This is a genomic window from Nocardia sp. NBC_00403 (assembly GCF_036046055.1).
Lineage (GTDB): Bacteria > Actinomycetota > Actinomycetes > Mycobacteriales > Mycobacteriaceae > Nocardia.
Genome location: NZ_CP107939.1, coordinates 5,044,865 through 5,061,952, shown reverse-complemented (window position 1 = coordinate 5,061,952; position 17,088 = coordinate 5,044,865). Strand labels below are relative to the sequence as shown.

Genomic DNA, 17,088 nt, shown 5'->3' with positions numbered 1-17,088 from the left:
GCGAGCTTGACCGGTGCACTGCGGGCCGTCGACGACGAGGCAGCGCAACACGGTGGCGGCCGGTAATCGATCCGTCCGGCCAGACTTCATTAGCACCTGAAACTAGTTGCGACCGCACACTATACAGACACCCTTCCAGCGCACCACAGCCGATCATCCACCGCATCGCCGCGGGCGAGAAAGGTGAGCTCGTCCGCGGCGCAGCCACCGATCTACCACGCCCGCCGCTCCCGCGGAGCGCGCAGGCTTGCGGAAGCGTTCTATCCGCAATGCCTGAGATCATCGGGGAAGGCTGGAAACCTCCGCACGATTGCTGCGGCTGCTGTCGCTGCTGCAGCTGCACAGGGATTGGACCGGACCCGCGTTGGCGAGCGGCACAGGGTGTCGATGCAAACCATTCGCACCGACGTCGAGCGGTTGCGGCACCTGGGCTATCCCGCGGACGCGACTCCTGGCGCCGCAGGCGGGTATCGGCTCGGCGCCGGATCCGCGCCGCCTCCGTTATTGCTCGATGATGACGAGGCAGTCACTGTCGCGGTGGGGTCGGTCGGCGACTGCCCGGATGTCGACGCTCTATCTCGGGCTACTCGATGTCGACTTCGAGGTGCTCGACGCATCCGAACTCGCCGCGCACCTGCGAGCCACCGCTGAGCGGTTCCGTAAAGCGGCGGGTGCCCTATGAATTCATGGTATCGAGAGATTTGAACAGCAATATCCCCGGCCGGGGCGGCAATTTCCTACCGAGCCCGGTCGAGGACATCCGCTATGGCTTATTCAGTCCTGCGCTGATGAATCACTGATTGGCGCCGATGATTCCACCGACGATCGCGCCGACGATACAGCCGGGAATGGCCGTGACGACGAGGAAGATGAGCCCGATGAGCGCCCCGACGACGCAACCGATCGCAATACCCGCGATAGTGGTGCCCGCGTCACCGATGTTCTGCAACGCACCGGGTTCCGGCGCCACTGCACCGAGCGGCGTCAGCGTCAAAGCTGTTGCCGTGCTGTCGATTTGCGGCATGACCTGCACCTGCTGACCGCCGACGGTCTGCACCGCCGTCGGCAGCGAGCCGACCACCGACCCGTCGGGCGCCAGCACCGTGATCACGCCCGTGGTGGGCGTCACCTCGAACGTCCCCGGCGCCAGCGTGACCGTCGCACTCGAACGGTCGGGTGCTACCGCGGCCGTGTAGACGACGCCGCTGTCCATCCCTTCGAACTCTGCGCCCGGCGCCACCGGCTGACCGTGCGCAGTCGCCGCGGCGATGCCCGTCGCGGCGACAGTGAACATCGTTGCCGCTATCAATCTCTTGATCATCATAAGACTTTCCAATCATCCGGCCGATTCGATTGACGTACCCCGAGAATCGGCAAATGGGACACGGATAATCATGCGCCCCAACCGCTATCGCTGTCGATAGAATCACGAAATCGAATTGTCTTGCAAGATCAATTAATTCGGCTGCCCAAGAAATTGGGTGGTTGAAATTCTCGCAATTCCATTTCACACCACAACGTGCGGGATCCGAATAAACCGACATGTCGGTTCCGCACCCGCCCGCACCCTCGGTGATCGAGGCAGCCGAATTGACGTTGAAACGAACCAACCACAGTGCACCGCAACGGATTCGGCCGAATACACGACTCCGAGACGACGTTTGGACGACCAGCCGCAAGACCATCTCGGGATCGACGTATCGCCGCGCACAGAAGATGAACGACCATGAGGGAACTCGCCGATCCGCGGCAAAGACGTCGGCAACGGTGGCCAGGTCCGCCCGCCCCGAGTTGAGCGCACCCGCGCCGAGGCCGCCTGGCCGGTCGAACCAGATCGACAGCCGCTCCCAGCGGAGCTACTCGAGCTCGCCCTCGGTCTCCAGGTAGACCTGCCGCAACCGATCGAGCGTGGCCTGCTCCGGCTGCTCCCACAGGTCCCGCTCGGCGGCCTCCAGCAGCCGCTCGGCAATTCCGTGCAGCGCCCACGGGTTGGACTGCTCCATGAACTTCCGGTTCACATCGTCGAAAACGTAACTCTCCGCGAGCTTTTCGTACATCCAGTCGGCGACGACGTTGGTGGTTGCGTCGTATCCGAAGAGGTAGTCGACAGTGGCAGCCATTTCGAATGCGCCCTTGTAACCGTGGCGGCGCATCGCCTCCAGCCAGCGCGGGTTCACCACGCGGGCACGGAAGACCCGTGAGGTCTCCTCCGAGAGGGTGCGGGTGCGCACCGCGTCAGGGCGGGTGCTGTCACCGATGTACGCCTCGGGGTTCTTGCCGGTCAGCGCGCGCACGGTGGCGACCATGCCGCCGTGGTACTGGAAGTAGTCGTCGGAGTCGGCGATGTCGTGTTCGCGGGTGTCGGTGTTCTTGGCGGCCACCGTGATCCGCCGGTAGGCGGTGCGCATGTCGTCGGCCGCGGGCGCGCCGTCGAGGTCACGGCCGTAGGCGAAGCCGCCCCACGCGGTGTACACCTGAGCGAGGTCGTCGTCGGTGCGCCAGCTCTTCGAGTCGATCAACTGCAGGATGCCCGCGCCGTAGGTGCCCGGCTTGGAGCCGAAGATGCGGGTGGTCGCGCGGCGCTGGTCGCCGTGTTCGGCGAGGTCGGCCTGTGCGTGCGCGCGTACGTAATTCGACTTCAGTGGCTCGTCCAGCTCGGCCACCAGCCGCACCGCGTCGTCCAGCAGTGCAAGCACGTGCGGGAACGCGTCGCGGAAGAATCCGCTGATCCGCACGGTGACATCGATGCGGGGGCGGGCGAGCTCCGCCAGGGAAATGACCTCGAGCGTGGTGACGCGGCGGCTGGCCTCATCCCACACCGGCCGGACGCCGAGCAGCGCAAGAACTTCGGCGATATCGTCGCCGGAGGTGCGCATCGCCGAGGTGCCCCACACCGAGAGTCCCACCGAACGCGGGTATTCGCCGTGGTCGGCCCGGTATCGATCCAGCAGCGAATCGGCCATGGCCTGCCCGGTTTCCCAGGCCAGTCGCGACGGCACCGCCTTCGGGTCGACGGAGTAGAAATTGCGGCCGGTCGGCAGCACGTTGATCAACCCGCGCAACGGCGAACCGCTCGGGCCCGCCGGGATGAATCCGCCGTTGAGCGCGTGCAGGACCCGGTCGATCTCGATGCCGGTCTGGCGCAGCCGCGGCACCACTTCGGTGGCGGCGAACCGCAGCACCTGCCGCGCCGCAGGGTTGTCGGTGAGCGTGTCCACGACATCGACGGACCAGTCGGCCGCCTGCAGCGCCGAGACCAGCCCGCGCGCTTGGGCTTCCACCCGGTCGACGCGCTCACGGGCCTCGGTTCCGGATTCGTCGAGCCCGAGCGCCTCGCGCAGCCCCGGCACATTCCGCTCCCCACCCCACAATTGCCGCGCCCGCAGCATGGCGAGCACCAGGTCGAGTTCGCTCTCCCCGGTAGGCGACTGCCCGAGAATGTGCAATCCGTCGCGGATCTGCACGTCCTTGATCTCGCAGAGCCAGCCGTCGACGTGCAGCAGCATGTCGTCGAAGACGTCCTCTTCAGGGCGCTCGGCCAACCCGAGATCGTGGTCCATCTTCGCCGCGCGCATCAGCGTCCAGATCTGCTGCCGGATCGCGGGCAGTTTGCCGGGGTCGAGGGTGGAGATATTGGCATGCTCGTCGAGCAGCTGCTCCAGACGTGAAATGTCGCCATAGCTTTCGGCACGCGCCATCGGCGGGATCAGGTGATCGATCAGGGTGGCGTGTGCTCGACGTTTGGCCTGCGTGCCCTCACCCGGATCGTTGACGAGGAACGGATAGATCAGCGGCAGCTCACCGAGCGCTGCATCGGTGCCGCACGAAGCGGACATGCCGAGAGTCTTGCCCGGCAGCCACTCCAGGTTGCCGTGCTTGCCGAGGTGCACCATGGCGTCGGCGGCGAACCCGTCCGGTGCGGCGATCCAGCGGTAGGCCGCGAGATAGTGATGGCTCGGCGGCAGATCCGGGTCGTGGTAGATGGCGACCGGGTTCTCACCGAAACCACGCGGCGGCTGCACCATCAACACCACATTGCCGAAATGTAATGCAGCAATGACGATTTCGCCGTTGGGATCGGCGGAGCGATCGACATACAGCTCCCCGGGCGGCGGGCCCCACGCCTCGATCACGGCCTCGCGCAGGTCCTCGGGCAGCGTGTCGAACCACGCCGCGTACTGCGTCGCGCTGATCCGGATCGGATTGCCTTCGAGCTGTTCGGCCGTCAACCAGTCGGGATCTTGACCACCCGCAGCGATGAGCGCGTGAATAAGCGCGTCGCCATCGCGCTCCTGCAGCCCGGGAACCGCACCAGCAGGCCCCAGATCGTAACCAGCCGAACGCATCTCGGTGAGCAATCGGATCGCGCTCGCCGGGGTGTCCAAGCCGACCGCGTTGCCGATGCGGGCGTGTTTGGTCGGATAGGCCGACATCATCAAGGCGACCCGACGCTGTGCGGCCGGAATGTGACGCAGCCGCGCATGCCGCACCGCGATACCCGCCACCCGCGCCGCGCGCTCGAGGTCCGGCACGTAGGTGGACAGACCGTCGGCGTCGAATTCCTTGAACGAGAACGGCACCGTGATGATCCGGCCGTCGAATTCCGGCACCGCCACCTGAGTGGCCACATCGAGGGGCGAGAGCCCGTCGTCGTTGGCCTCCCACTGCGCGCGGCCGCTGGTCAGGCAGAGGCCTTGCAGGATAGGCACATCGAGCTCGGCCAACGCCGCGACGTCCCACGCCTCGTCGTCGCCACCGGCGGACGCGGTCGCGGGCTTGGACCCGCCGGCCGCGAGCACCGTCACCACCAGTGCATCGGCCTGCCGGAGTGTGTCGAGCAATGCGGGTTCGGCGGTGCGCAACGACGCACAGTAGAGCGGCAGGGGCCGCGCTCCGGCGTTCTCGATTGCGGCACAGAGCGCATCGATGTATCCGGTATTCCCCGCGAGGTGCTGTGCACGGTAGTAGATGACCGCGACGGTCGGGCCGTCGACCGTCGCCGCGGTGCGCGCCAGCTCGCCCCAGCTCGGCAACTGCACGGGCGGCTCGAAGCCGTGCCCGGTGAGCAGCACGGTGTCGGACAAGAAGTTGTGCAACTGAAGCAGATTCGTCGCACCACCGGCCGCGAGGTAGTTGTGTGCGTCGGCGGCAACGCCGCCGGGCACCGTCGAGCACTCCATCAATTCGGCGTCGGGCGCGAGCTCGCCACCGAGCGCCACCATCGGCACTCCACTGACACGCACCGCTTCCAAGCCATCTTCCCAGGCCCGCTTTCCGCCGAGGATCCGCACGATCACCAGATCGGCGCCGTCGAGCAGCGCGGGCAGGTCTTCGACCAGCAACCGAGCGGGATTGCCCCATCGATAGTCGGCGCCACTCGCGCGCGCGCTCAACAGATCGGTGTCGGACGTGGACAGCAGCAAAATCACAGGTGACGGCCTTCCTCGGGTTACGCGCCCATCGGGTTCGTTGCTCGCCGGAGAGGGTCTGGCTTGTGACAGTGGCGCGACCGCACCGGAGTTCCACCGGTTTCCTCGTCGCCCGCCGAGCATCCAGATGCTACCTGCCAGGGCGGCACACACCTGCCACCTGTCTGTCTGCCGCAGCGGGCAGACTCGTCGAGGCACGTTTCTGCCCGATACGAACCCTGCGGATCGGACGCGCAGTTCCCCGTTCTACAGACGCGGGTCGAAGACCAGCCGGAAGTCCGTCAGGGACTTCCGATCTCCCACGGCACTGAACTCTCTGCCCGGCAGTTCATTCACCGGCAACCCGGCCTGCTCGGCGATCAGTGCCGCGGGCACCCACATCGGGTCCCGCGCCGAATGCCACGGTGTGTCTAACTGCGCACGATCCCCGAACACAAGAATCACGCGAACCTGAACGCGATCGGACGCCATACCTCCATCATGAACGTCGGAGAACGCCACCGGATAACGATGACGGCTCATCCGCAGCAACGCGGCCATCCGGTAGCGGCGCGGGCGGCAAGTCGTCGACGACCCGGGCGCGGTCGGCATGGGCGGCGTGGCGCAGGCGGGTGAGTCCGGCGAAAACGAGCGGGCCCACAAGCTGCACCTGCGCGAGCCCGAGGTCGAATTGCCCGAGCTGCGAACGTCCAGGCTGTCGAGCGGTTCGTCGAAAGGCTGCCGGTATATCTCGATGAGGTCGACACGAAGGTTCGGCAGGAGGTCCTCGGCGATCACACACCGACGCTGACCGTCGGGTCGGCCGGGATCTTCGACCCGAGCCGGCTGGTCGAGATCGAGATGATCGCGGCCGCACGACGCTGGGCTAGGTGTGTACACCTAGGTCAGGTCGGCGTTTCCCTCGATGAGCTTGAGGTGGTAGTGGAACCGGTTGACGCGCCAGCCGGAATCGGTGCGTTCGGCCCCGAGGGTGTAGCTGCCGATGAAGGTGCGGGTTTTGCCGTTGACGGCGTCATTCTTCAGGTGGACGGCGATGGCGTCGGCGTGCACCGCGGCGTGGCCGGACTGCAGGTCGATGAGGTAGTTACCCGCCTGATGGTGCACTGCGTCGAGGTCGGAGAGGCCGGTGCGCCAGTCGCCGACGATGTCCGCGGCATCGCGGATACCGACCAGGCCGCCGAAACCGCCGTCGAAATCGACCTTCGGGGTGAACACTACATCGAGCAGATCGTCCCAGCGCTTCTGATCGGTGTAGACGAACATCCTGGTCAGAACGTCGACGATCGCGAAACGGTCGGCGAGGGATGATGATTCGGTCATGCCAGCAGACTAGCGAGCCTGCCGGTCCGCTGCCACACGACAAACGCAGCACCGTGGGTAGTCCGCACCCGGGGTGACCTCGGGCCGAATACCTGGCCGGGTCGTACGCTGGATGGGTCATGACGCGTACATCTCCCGACTCCTGCCCCGGCGTGCTGCGGTTGCATCAGGCGGCCGACGGACCGCTGGCTCGTATCCGCGTGCCCGGCGGACGGCTGGAGGCGCAGCAGTTGCAGGCACTGGCCGAAGCCGCCCGTGAGCTCGGCGACGGAAACATCGAGCTGACCTCACGCGCCAATGTGCAGCTGCGTCGGGTGCGCGACGCGACAGAGCTGACCGCGCGACTGGAAACCGCCGGGCTACTGCCGAGTCATACGCACGAGCGGGTGCGCAATATCGTTGCCTCGCCGCTGGCAGGGCGCGTCGGCAGTCGGGCCGATGTGCACCGACTCGTCCCCGCGCTCGACGCCGGCCTGCTCGCCGCGCCTCGCCTGGCCGACCTGCCCGGCCGCGTGTTGTTCACCCTCGACGACGGCCGCGGTGACGTCAGCGGTCTCGGTGGCGATATCGGCGTGCACGCCGTCGACGCCGACGAGTTCGCGGTCCTGCTGGCCGGGCTCGACACCGGCATCAGGGTGTCGGCCACCGATGCCGTCGACGTCATGCTCGCCGCCGCGCACGGCTTCCTCGACCTGAGCTCCGGCCAGTGGCGGCTGCACGAAATCGAGAACGGCGTCGAACGTCTCACCGACCTGCTCGGACTCGCCGCCCGCGCCGATCTGCTGAAAATCGCTGCCAACCAAGACATTCCGATCGGCTGGCTGACCCAGGACAACGGCTTGGTCAGCCTCGGCGCCGGCGTACGGCTCGGTTCGCTGCCCGCACGCACCGCCGAATTCATCGCCGCCGTCGAACGACCGGTCTTCCTCACCCCCTGGCGCAGCCTCGTGCTGGCGGACCTGGAGGAATGGCCCGCCGAGCAGGTCGTCCGCGTGCTCGCCCCGATGGGTCTGATCTTCGATGCCAACTCCCCGTGGCTGCTGGTCAGCGCCTGCGCCGGTCAGCCCGGCTGCGCGAAGTCGCTCACCGACGTCCGCGCGGATGTCGGTGCCGCGGTGGACTCGGGCCGGATACTGCCCGACAGCGCAACGTTCGACTCCGACGCGCCCCACTCCGAACTCGTTCTGCCGCAACCTGATCCGACCTCCTCCGGCGCTCCGAGCGCCCCTGTCTTCGAGGCCGGCGAGGTGACAGTTGGCGGACGGCAGCACTGGTCGGGCTGTGCGCGCCGCTGCGGCAGGCCGCGCGGTGCGGTGACCGATGTCGTCGCCACGCCGGACGGCTATCGCGTCGACTGATCGTCCTCCTGGGGAAAGGCCGTGCAGCATGGCAATTAACAGACTGAGCGACGACGAGATCCAGGCCATGTCGGACGACGAGCGCCGCGCGCTGATCAGCCGCTTGCAGCTGCCACCCGAGCGGGTGTTGCCCAGGCCGGAACTGGTCCGGATTCACCGGGGGGTCCGACTGACCCTGATGGTCGGCGGTTCGCTGGTCCTCATCCCGTGGATCGTCTATCTCGCAGTCACGCTACCGGCCGATTACCAGGCGAGGAACTGGACCCTGACCTGGGTCGGCTTCGACGTCCTTCTGGTCGCCATGATGGCGACCACCGCCTACCTGGGCTGGAAACGCAGACGACTGCTCATCCTCCCCGCGTTCGGGACCGGCCTCCTGCTGCTCGTCGACGCCTGGTTCGACGTGATGACCGCAGGCGCCGACGACGTCTGGCTCTCGGTCGGTATCGCGCTGATCGGCGAATTGCCGTTGGCCGCACTGCAGATCAGCGGCGCGCTACTGCTGTTCAAGTTCCTGACCGAAGCGCACCCACTCGCCGACCCCGCCGTCAGCGCTTGGCGTGCGCAACTGCCCTTCTGACCGCACCACGGCGCGGGTGCGGCGGGTCGAGAGTCGGTGCACCGGAAAGCATTCCAGGCCACGGCGCCGGAGCAACTATCCTTCCACCATGATCGACACCGCAGCTGACGACCTTGCCCTGCCCGCCGCGCTGGCCGAAGTGGTCGAGATCGGCTTCGAGTGGGAGTGGGACGAGGAGACCGACATCTCTCACGGTTGCGACTTCGAGCCCTACACACATTTCGAGCCGCCAGAGCGGACCGCGTATTGGTTTCGCCTGTGGACCGGCAACGAAGCGGCCGACGGCAGTGAATTCCGGTTCTTCGGAGCGACGGGAGCCGGTGACTACGCCGGGTTCTGGCTGGTTCGGCCCGCTGCGCCGATCGCCGAGCAGCCGATCGTGTATCTCGGTTCCGAGGGCGAATGCGGCTTGATAGCACGCAATCTCCTCGACCTGCTCTGGCTGTTCGCGGACGGTTACGGGCCGGCCGAGGCATTCGCACCGACCCATTTCGGTGCGCGGGTGCCGAACGAGGCGTTCCGGGAGATCGCCGAGCGGTTCGGGCCGAGACCGGGCCGGTCCGCTGCGGAGATCGTGGCTGCGGCACGGGAGGAATTCCCGAACTTTCCGGAACTTATCGACGCGATGTGCCGGTAGGCGAAACCCGCAGGCCGCACGAGGACGTGCGCGCCATTGCGATGCCGGTCGGCCCGCCCCGTCGGCCATGACCAACGGGGCGGGACGACCTGGGATGACTGCCTGCACACCCGGGCTCATCCCTGACCTCGGCGAAGATCACTACGTCGATCGGCTAAGCCGCGTTCTCTTCTCGTCTCGGATCATCATGGATCTCGAGGGTGCAGCATTTGACCCCCCCGCCCGCCTTCAGCAGTTCCGACAGGTCGAGGCCGACCGGGTTGTACCCGTGTCCCCGCAAAGTCTCGATCAGGTCGACCGCCCTGTCACTGACGAAGGCGTTCAGTCCGTCGCAGACGCCGTTCAGGCCCAGCACCACCGCATCCGCGTCGGTGGCGACGATCGCGTCCGGATACAGCTCCGCGAGCAACTCGCGGCTGGCCGTGCTGAAGGCGGGCGGGAAGTAGGCGATATTGGCGTCACCGAGTGCCATCATCGCTGTGTCCAGGTGATAGAACCGCGGATCGACCAATTCGAGGGACACCACGGGCAGGTCGAAGAAGCGTTCGACTTCGCGGTGTGCGGCAACCGAACTGCGGAACCCGGTCGCGGCGAGGATCCGATCACCGACGAGGAGGAAATCGCCCTCGCCCTCGTTCACCTCCTGCGCGCTGACGAGTTCGGTGAGTCCGCGCTGAGCGAACCATCGGTGATACGCGGGGCCCTCGGCGGCGCGTTCGGGATGGGTGAAGCGCGCCGACAACGCTCGGTCACCCACGATGAGTCCGCTGTTGGCGGCGAACACCATGTCGGGCAGTCCCGGCTCACCGGGGACGAGATCGACCTGGTGGCCGTACTGCTCGAAGGTAGAGCGCAGGGTTTCCCACTGGTCGAGGGCGCGGGCCCGGTCGACCGGCTCGGTCGGATCCATCCACGGATTGATCGAGTAGAAGACGTCGAAGTGGTCGGGGCGGCACATCACGAACCGTCGTGGTGATGGCTGTCGCGGGGTGGGTGGCTCGTTGTGGAGCGTGGCTACGGAGGTCAACGTGTCTCCCGGAGGTAGGCGCGGATCATTCGACTGACACGAAGGTAATTCGCCTACTATTGCGCCAGAAACAACGAATCGTTGCGCAGATATGCGGAATGCTGGCGAATCGTTGCGCGGCGACAGAATGGGTGTGGCGTGGACGACATCGACCGGCGGATTCTGGCCCACTTGCTCAGGGAGGCACGCGCGTCGTTCCAAGAAATCGGCGCGAAAGTCGGCCTGTCGGCGCCCGCGGTCAAGCGGCGTGTCGACAAGATGGTGGCCAGCAGGCAGATCACCGGATTCACCGCCATGGTCAATCCCGCCGCGCTCGGCTGGAAAACCGAGGCATATGTCGAGGTCTACTACCGCGACAACATCACCCCGGCCGAACTGCGGCGCAGCCTCGAACCGATTCCCCAGGTCGTCGGGGTGTGGACAATCGCGGGCGAGGCCGATGCGCTGGTCCACGTGATGGCCACCGATATGGCCGAGATCGAGTCGACCGTCGAACGCATCCGCGAGAACACTCGGGTCGGCCGCACGCGCAGCGCCATCGTCATGTCGCGCATCCTCGAACGGCCGCGGACCTGACCCGCGCCGACCTCCCTCGGCGGGCACTCCTAGGGTGGTCGGCATGTCCGACGTGCGTGCCAGCTACCTCACCGACGGGGCCGAGATCTATCGGCGCTCGTTCGCGACGATCCGCGCCGAAGCGGATCTGACCGCGTTCCCGCCGGATGTGGCACAGGTGGTGGTGCGAATGATTCATGGGTGCGGACAGGTGGATCTCGCACAGGACGTGGCCTTTTCGCCCGGGGTAGTGGCGGCGGCCCGCACCGCGCTGCGTACCGGTGCACCGATTCTGTGTGATGCCAACATGGTGGCGTCGGGGGTTACACGCAAACGGTTGCCCGCCGATAACGATGTGCTCTGCACTTTGACAGATCCGCGCGTGCCGGAACTTGCCGCCGCACTGGGCAATACGCGGTCGGCCGCGGCGCTCGAGCTGTGGCGGGATCGGCTCGACGGCGCGGTGGTCGCCATCGGAAACGCACCGACCGCACTGTTCCATCTACTGGACATGCTCGATGCCGGCGCGCCGCGCCCAGCGGCGGTTCTCGGCATTCCCGTCGGCTTCATCGGCGCCGCCGAATCCAAAGATGCACTGATCGACTTCGGTGGGGTCGAATTCTTGACCGTGCGCGGCCGGCGGGGCGGCAGCGCCATCACCGCGTCGGCGCTGAATGCGATTGCGAGCGAACAGGAATGACCAACAGCACGGTCCACGGCAAGTTGTGGGGTGTCGGGCTCGGGCCGGGCGACCCGGAACTGGTGACGGTCAAGGCGGCCAGGATCATCGCAGCGGCCGATGTGATCGCCTTCCACAGCGCCAGGCACGGCCGCAGCATCTCACGCGCGATCGCCGCCCCGTACATGCGCGAAGGTCAGCTCGAGGAGCACCTCGTCTATCCGGTGACCACCGAGGCCACCGACCATCCCGGCGGATATCAGGGCGCGATCGACGAGTTCTACGAGCAGGCCGCCGAGCGTCTGGCGGCACATCTGGCAGCGGGCCGCTCGGTGGCGCTGCTCGCGGCGGGCGATCCGCTCTTCTACAGCTCCTACATGCACATGCACCGCCGCCTCGCCGACCGATTCGATGCCGAGATCATTCCGGGCATCACCTCGGTCAGCGCCGCGTCCGCGGCTCTGGGCACCCCCCTGGTGGAAGGCGAACAGGTGCTCACGGTACTGCCGGGCACCATGCCGACCGCCGAGCTCACCCGCCGCCTCCGCGACACCGAAGCGGCCGCCATCATGAAACTCGGACGCACCTACCCCGGTGTGCGCCAAGCGCTCTCGGATTCCGGACGACTCGACGGCGCCTACTACATCGAGCGCGCCAGCTCCGATCGTCAACGCGTCCTCCGCGCAGCCGACGTCGACGACGCGGAGGTGCCGTACTTCTCGATCACCCTGGTGCCGGGCCCGCAGCCGACTACCCCACTGCGCCTGGCGAGTAGCAAGCAGACGCAGCGCCGGGTCGCAACCGGACCGACCGCCGCACCGTCGAACGGTCTGCCGGGAGAAGTCGTCGTGGTTGGACTCGGTCCCGGCTCGGCGGACTGGACCACGCCGGAGGTGAGCAAAGCCCTCGCCGAGGCCACCGATCTCGTCGGCTACACCACCTACATCAACCGCGTGCCGGCGCGCCCCGGGCAGCGCAGACATGCCAGCGACAATCGCGTGGAATCCGAGCGTGCCGCTATGGCACTGGATTTGGCCAAGCAGGGCGCGCAGGTCGTGGTGGTCTCCTCGGGTGATCCCGGAGTGTTCGCCATGGCGGCGGCGGTGCTGGAAGAATCCGCCGACCCACAGTGGGAGGGGGTGCCGGTGCGGGTACTGCCCGGCATGACCGCCGCCAACGCCGTGGCCAGCCGAGTCGGCGCGCCACTCGGCCACGACTACGCGATGATCTCGCTGTCGGACCGGCTCAAGCCGTGGGAGGTTGTCGCCCAACGTCTCTCGGCCGTGGCCGCCGCCGACATGACGATCGCGATCTACAATCCGGCCTCCTCCCAACGCACCTGGCAGGTCAGTGCGATGCGGGATCTGCTGCTCGAACACCGCAAGCCCGACACCCCGGTGGTGATCGGCCGCGACGTCGGCGGCCCCACCGAGTCGGTCCGGGTGGTACCACTCGCCGAACTGGACCCCGCCGAGGTCGACATGCGCACGCTGCTCATCATCGGCGCATCCACCACCGCATCGAGGGACACCGACGACGGCCCGCGCGTTTACACCTCGCGGCGCTACCAACGCTGATCGACCGACCGCGCCCGGCTACCCAGCGTCAGGCGGACAGACCGGTCAGCTTCGGTAGTTCCGGGCAACCACTGCCAGGCAGCCGGCTGCGGCGACCGCGGCGACGGCGAACATCGTCGGGTAGCCGAGGCCCGCGGCCTCGTGCAGGAAGGCGAGGAGGGCGGGAACACCGAAACCGAGATAGCTTGCCGAGTAGAAGACCGCGGTGAGGCCGGCCAGGTCGTCGGGGCGGGCGATTCGTTCGATCTCCTGAAGGCCGGCAACCAGGCCGATGCCGTATCCGGCACCGAGGACGATTGCGGTGACGACAGTGGACCAGAGGGTGAGAGTTGCCGATGCCAACGCCGCCGAGACCATTCCTGCGACGACCAGAATCAACGCCACCACTGCGGCGCGGGCAGTGCCCGGGCGGTCGATGCGCCGGGCCGCCGATTGGATCGCGAAGCCGCAGCCGAGAGTGATGACGGTGATCAGTGCCGAAAATGCGATCGGTGCATCGTGCACGCGCGGTGCCATCAATGTCGGCATCACCGCGTACGCCGTTGCGGCGGAGGTGAACAGCCACAGCGCGACCGGCAGTGCCACGTGCCGGAATCGGCGGTGTGCAGCGGCAGGGACCTTCAGGGCCTCGACAAAACGGCCCGGATTCTCCTGCGGGACCAGTGTCTCCGGTGCGCGCGCCACCCAGGCCGTGGCAATCAGACACAACACTGCGTTGATCAGATACGCGAGGGTGTTCGGCAGCGGCGCCCACTGGGCAAGCACGCCTGCCACCCCCGCACCGACAGCAAAGCCACCCGTGAGGCTCATCGCCGAACGTCGCGCGCCGGTTCCCGCGGGCCGTTCGGGCCCGAACGGTGGCTGGGCGAGCTCTTTCAGCCAGCTGCTGCCCACCGCCATCGGCAGACCGAGCGCCACCCCGCACAGCACCCGTCCGGCCGACAGCATCGGCACGGACCCTGAGCCGAATGCCAGCAACAGCGAACCCATGGCAGCGATCAGCGGCGCGGGACGCAGCAGCGCGCGACGGCCATAGCGGTCCGAGAGCGGGCCGCCGATCAGCAGCGCGGGCACAATGCCGAGCACGTACTCGAACAACAACATGTCGACGGTGGTGACGGGCAGTCCGTTGTTCTTGTACATCACCAGCAGCGGGGTGAATTCGTTTCCGCCCCAGGCGATCGCGAACATGGCCGCAGCAACGCCCCACCACTGCCTCGAGATGGTCTCGCGCGCGGGTGATCGGGCGTCGATGGTGGTGAGCGTTGCCATCACAGCCCGCTCAGTTCCAGCTGGTGCACGCCCGCGAGATGCTCGACGAGTGCGGCGGCGAAGCCTGTCGCATCGCCTGTTCCGATCAGGTCGGCCAGCCGCGCGTGCTGCTCGATGATCTTGTCTATGTCGGTCGAACCACGGTGCAGCGCAACACTGTTCATCCGCCGCTGCCGTTCGCGCAGTGAATCGTAGAAGCCGGTGAGCATCGGGTTGCCCGCAGCGACGACGTAAGTGCGGTGAAAGTCGGTGTCTACCACGGCGAAACGCGCGAAGTCCTTGGTGTCGGCCAGCTCCCGCTGCCGGTCGAGTGAATCCTGCAGGGCTGCGTCGAGCGTCGAGCGATCAACAGCGACCAGTGCACGCACGGCCCCGGTCTCCACGACGTACCTGGCGTGGGCCACGTGCTCGGCCTCTGCCGGCGGGATCGGCACTATCAGCGCACCGCGCTTGGGGTAGAGCTTCATCCACCCCTCCGCCTCGAGCCGCAGGAACGCCTCGCGGACCGGTGTCCTGGACATGTCGAGGTCGGCGGCGATCTCACCCTCGCTGATCAGCTCGCCGCCCGGCAGCATGCCGGTGAGAATGCGTTCCTTCACCTCATGAAATGCGCGCTCGGCCGATGAATACGTCTTAGACACAAGTTGCATCCTAGATGAATCGCGGACAGCGCATTCGCTCACCCGTTGCCGGTCGTATAACATTCCACTATGGAACGTTGAGAGCGAAGGAGCTGTCCGTTGACGAATACCGCGACACAACGCAAACCGCTGAATTCCACAGCCGCGTCACTCCTCGGGTTTCTGCACGAGAGCCCGATGTCGGGGTGGGATCTGGTGTCCGCTGCACAGGACCGTATCGGTGATTTCTGGACGATCACCCAGAGCCAGGTATACCGCGAGTTGTCCTCGATGGATGCGTCCGGGCTGGTCGAGAAGGGCGAGACGGGAGCACGGGAGCGAACCCCCTATCAGATCACCGATGCGGGCCGCGAAGCATTCCTGGAGTGGATTGCCCGAGATCCGGGCGGCGAGACAATTCGAGTGCCCTTGCTACTGACGATGTCCTTCGGAGAACACCTCGACCCCGATCACCTCGACCAGATGATCGCCGCGAACCGGGAGATCCACCAGCAACGACTCACCCGCTATCTCGCCCAGGACTGCACCGGGAAACCGCCACACCAGCGCGCCACGCTGGAGTTCGGCATCGGCTACGAGCGTGCGGTACTCGAATGGTTCGACCACCTGCCGAGCCTGCTCGGCCGCTGACAGCCCCGGGTAAGCACCACTCAGGCGCGGGAAGCGGACTGTGCGCGCAACCACTGCACGGCGTCCGGCACGTTCGCCGCAACGATCGCGTCGGCCGGGAGCGCGGGGCGGTCGATCATGACGACGGGAATACCCGCGCCGCGAGCCGCGACGAGTTTGGCGTCGGTGTGATCTCCCCCGCTGTCCTTGGTGACCAGCACGTCGATGCGGTGCGATGCCAGCAACCGCGATTCGGTCTCGACCGCGAAAGGGCCACGTGCAAGCAGTAATTCGTGATGTGGCGGCAGGTTGCCCACCGGCGGGTCGATCGCGCGGATCAGAAACCAAGGCTCGGTCAGGCCGGCGAAGGCGCCGACCCCCTGCCGACCGATCGTCAGGAATACTCGATCGCCCAGTCCCGCAACGGCTGCCGCGGCGGCCTCGAGATCGGGCACGCGGATCCACTTGTCCCCCGGCCCCGCGGACCAGCCGGGCCGACGCACATGCAGCAACGGCAGATCCGCCCGCGCCGTCGCAGTGGCTGCGTTCATGCTGATCGTTGCCGCGAACGGATGCGTAGCATCGATCACCACCTCGATTGCGTTGGCCACCAGCCACTCCCATAGGCCGTCCGCGCCACCGAAGCCGCCGATCCGCACCACGCCTTCGGGCAGCAGAGGGTCGCTGACGCGTCCGGCGAGCGAGGAAACGATGTCGAATCCCCGCTCGCCGGACGCGATTTCGGCGAGTTCCCGGGCTTCCCGGGTACCGCCCAGAATCAGGATTTTCAGGGCTGACCGCTGAAGTAGGCGATGCCCGCGTTGATCAGGTTCGGTCCGCCCGCGATGAGCAGGCCGATGAGCGCACCCACCGGCAGGCCGATGCCGAAGAAGAAGAACCCGATCACGGCGCCGATGAGGGCACCGAGCGATGCGCGCTGCAGTTCGGCGAAGAACCAGTCCTGCGACGCACTGATCTCGGCCGCGGACGGCGCGGCAGCGGTCGGCTTGACCTCCGGCGTCAGCGTCAGCCGCTGCGTCGAGGGATCGATGGTGGCCGCGATCGGGATGACGTCCCCCTCGCCCACCTTGGCCGCGAGCGGGATCGAGGTGACGACCACGCCAGCCTCGTTCTTCACCGTGACGTACTTCTGGTCGGCATCGAGGCTGAACGCACCACCGGTCAGAGTGGTCACGATCGACTTGTCGACGATTTGCACCGCATAGCCGACGGTCTGGTCCTCGCCTGTGACAGTCGGTGAGGTCGTCTGGTTCTGCACCGCGGGCGCCGGGGCCGCCGGCGCGGCACCGGATGTGCCGGCCGCGATACCCGTGGCGGCGATGGCCAACAGCGAGGTGGCGGCAAACTTTTTGTACTTCATCAATCTCCCAATCAGGAACCGGA

General features: G+C 66.8%; 16 protein-coding genes, 1 pseudogene and 1 riboswitch. Of the genes and pseudogenes, 8 read left to right on the top strand and 9 right to left on the bottom strand.

Annotation, left to right across the window (positions count from 1 at the left end; all coding sequences use genetic code 11):
- Positions 1-292: 292 nt before the first annotated feature.
- Positions 293-543 (top strand): annotated as a pseudogene (locus OHQ90_RS22470) (helix-turn-helix transcriptional regulator); the annotation flags it as partial.
- 250 nt (positions 544-793) lie between these two features.
- Here the strand turns inward: OHQ90_RS22470 and OHQ90_RS22465 are convergent.
- From OHQ90_RS22465 to OHQ90_RS22450, 4 genes are all read right to left on the bottom strand, one after another.
- Complete coding sequence (locus OHQ90_RS22465; protein ID WP_328400508.1) at positions 794-1,324, bottom strand: hypothetical protein; 531 nt, start codon at positions 1,322-1,324, stop codon at positions 794-796.
- Positions 1,325-1,856: 532 nt separating this feature from the next.
- On the bottom strand, positions 1,857-5,429 hold the full coding sequence (gene cobN, locus OHQ90_RS22460) for a cobaltochelatase subunit CobN (protein WP_328400506.1): 3,573 nt from the start codon (positions 5,427-5,429) through the stop codon (positions 1,857-1,859).
- A 32-nt stretch (positions 5,430-5,461) separates the two neighbouring features.
- Positions 5,462-5,561, bottom strand: a riboswitch (cobalamin riboswitch).
- 114 nt (positions 5,562-5,675) lie between these two features.
- Positions 5,676-5,969, bottom strand: coding sequence for a hypothetical protein (locus OHQ90_RS22455; RefSeq protein WP_328400504.1), 294 nt, complete (start codon positions 5,967-5,969; stop codon positions 5,676-5,678).
- Between the two features lie 339 nt (positions 5,970-6,308).
- A complete protein-coding gene (locus OHQ90_RS22450; protein WP_328400502.1) occupies positions 6,309-6,749 on the bottom strand; it encodes a nuclear transport factor 2 family protein in 441 nt (146 codons plus the stop codon).
- Positions 6,750-6,868: 119 nt separating this feature from the next.
- Here OHQ90_RS22450 and OHQ90_RS22445 point away from each other — a divergent pair, with 119 nt between their 5' ends.
- The 3 genes from OHQ90_RS22445 (at position 6,869) to OHQ90_RS22435 (ending at position 9,324) form a co-directional block, all read left to right on the top strand.
- A complete protein-coding gene (locus OHQ90_RS22445) occupies positions 6,869-8,107 on the top strand; it encodes a precorrin-3B synthase (RefSeq protein WP_328400500.1) in 1,239 nt (412 codons plus the stop codon).
- Positions 8,108-8,135: 28 nt separating this feature from the next.
- Positions 8,136-8,687, top strand: a complete 552-nt coding sequence (locus OHQ90_RS22440; protein WP_328400498.1) for a hypothetical protein — start codon at positions 8,136-8,138, stop codon at positions 8,685-8,687.
- 88 nt (positions 8,688-8,775) lie between these two features.
- Positions 8,776-9,324, top strand: a complete 549-nt coding sequence (locus OHQ90_RS22435; RefSeq protein ID WP_328400496.1) for a hypothetical protein — start codon at positions 8,776-8,778, stop codon at positions 9,322-9,324.
- Positions 9,325-9,478: 154 nt separating this feature from the next.
- On the opposite strand, the gene ddaH is transcribed toward OHQ90_RS22435, so the two are convergent.
- On the bottom strand, positions 9,479-10,351 hold the full coding sequence (gene ddaH / locus OHQ90_RS22430; RefSeq protein ID WP_328400494.1) for a dimethylargininase: 873 nt from the start codon (positions 10,349-10,351) through the stop codon (positions 9,479-9,481).
- A gap of 138 nt (positions 10,352-10,489) precedes the next feature.
- Between ddaH and OHQ90_RS22425 the strand changes: the two genes are divergently transcribed.
- Genes OHQ90_RS22425 through cobJ form a run of 3 tightly spaced genes read left to right on the top strand, consistent with a single transcriptional unit; the run spans position 10,490 to position 13,162 of the window.
- Positions 10,490-10,927 (top strand): Lrp/AsnC family transcriptional regulator, encoded by a 438-nt coding sequence (locus OHQ90_RS22425; RefSeq protein WP_328400492.1) that lies wholly within the window; start codon positions 10,490-10,492, stop codon positions 10,925-10,927.
- Positions 10,928-10,970: 43 nt separating this feature from the next.
- Positions 10,971-11,606 (top strand): precorrin-8X methylmutase, encoded by a 636-nt coding sequence (locus OHQ90_RS22420; protein ID WP_328400490.1) that lies wholly within the window; start codon positions 10,971-10,973, stop codon positions 11,604-11,606.
- Positions 11,603-13,162, top strand: coding sequence for a precorrin-3B C(17)-methyltransferase (gene cobJ, locus OHQ90_RS22415; protein WP_328400486.1), 1,560 nt, complete (start codon positions 11,603-11,605; stop codon positions 13,160-13,162). Before OHQ90_RS22420 ends, cobJ begins: the two co-directional genes overlap by 4 nt.
- A gap of 45 nt (positions 13,163-13,207) precedes the next feature.
- Here the strand turns inward: cobJ and OHQ90_RS22410 are convergent, their stop codons facing one another.
- Both OHQ90_RS22410 and OHQ90_RS22405 read right to left on the bottom strand, forming a co-directional pair.
- Positions 13,208-14,434, bottom strand: a complete 1,227-nt coding sequence (locus tag OHQ90_RS22410; protein WP_328400484.1) for an MFS transporter — start codon at positions 14,432-14,434, stop codon at positions 13,208-13,210.
- Positions 14,434-15,084: a GntR family transcriptional regulator gene (locus OHQ90_RS22405; protein ID WP_442941154.1), complete on the bottom strand. Its 651-nt coding sequence runs from the start codon at positions 15,082-15,084 to the stop codon at positions 14,434-14,436. Before OHQ90_RS22405 ends, OHQ90_RS22410 begins: the two co-directional genes overlap by 1 nt.
- Before the next feature lie 90 nt (positions 15,085-15,174).
- Between OHQ90_RS22405 and OHQ90_RS22400 the strand changes: the two genes are divergently transcribed.
- A complete protein-coding gene (locus OHQ90_RS22400) occupies positions 15,175-15,705 on the top strand; it encodes a PadR family transcriptional regulator (protein ID WP_328400480.1) in 531 nt (176 codons plus the stop codon).
- Between the two features lie 20 nt (positions 15,706-15,725).
- On the opposite strand, the gene OHQ90_RS22395 is transcribed toward OHQ90_RS22400, so the two are convergent.
- On the bottom strand, positions 15,726-16,475 hold the full coding sequence (locus OHQ90_RS22395; protein WP_328413034.1) for a cobalt-precorrin-6A reductase: 750 nt from the start codon (positions 16,473-16,475) through the stop codon (positions 15,726-15,728).
- Positions 16,472-17,065, bottom strand: coding sequence for a hypothetical protein (locus OHQ90_RS22390; protein ID WP_328400478.1), 594 nt, complete (start codon positions 17,063-17,065; stop codon positions 16,472-16,474). Before OHQ90_RS22390 ends, OHQ90_RS22395 begins: the two co-directional genes overlap by 4 nt.
- Positions 17,066-17,088 lie beyond the last annotated feature (23 nt).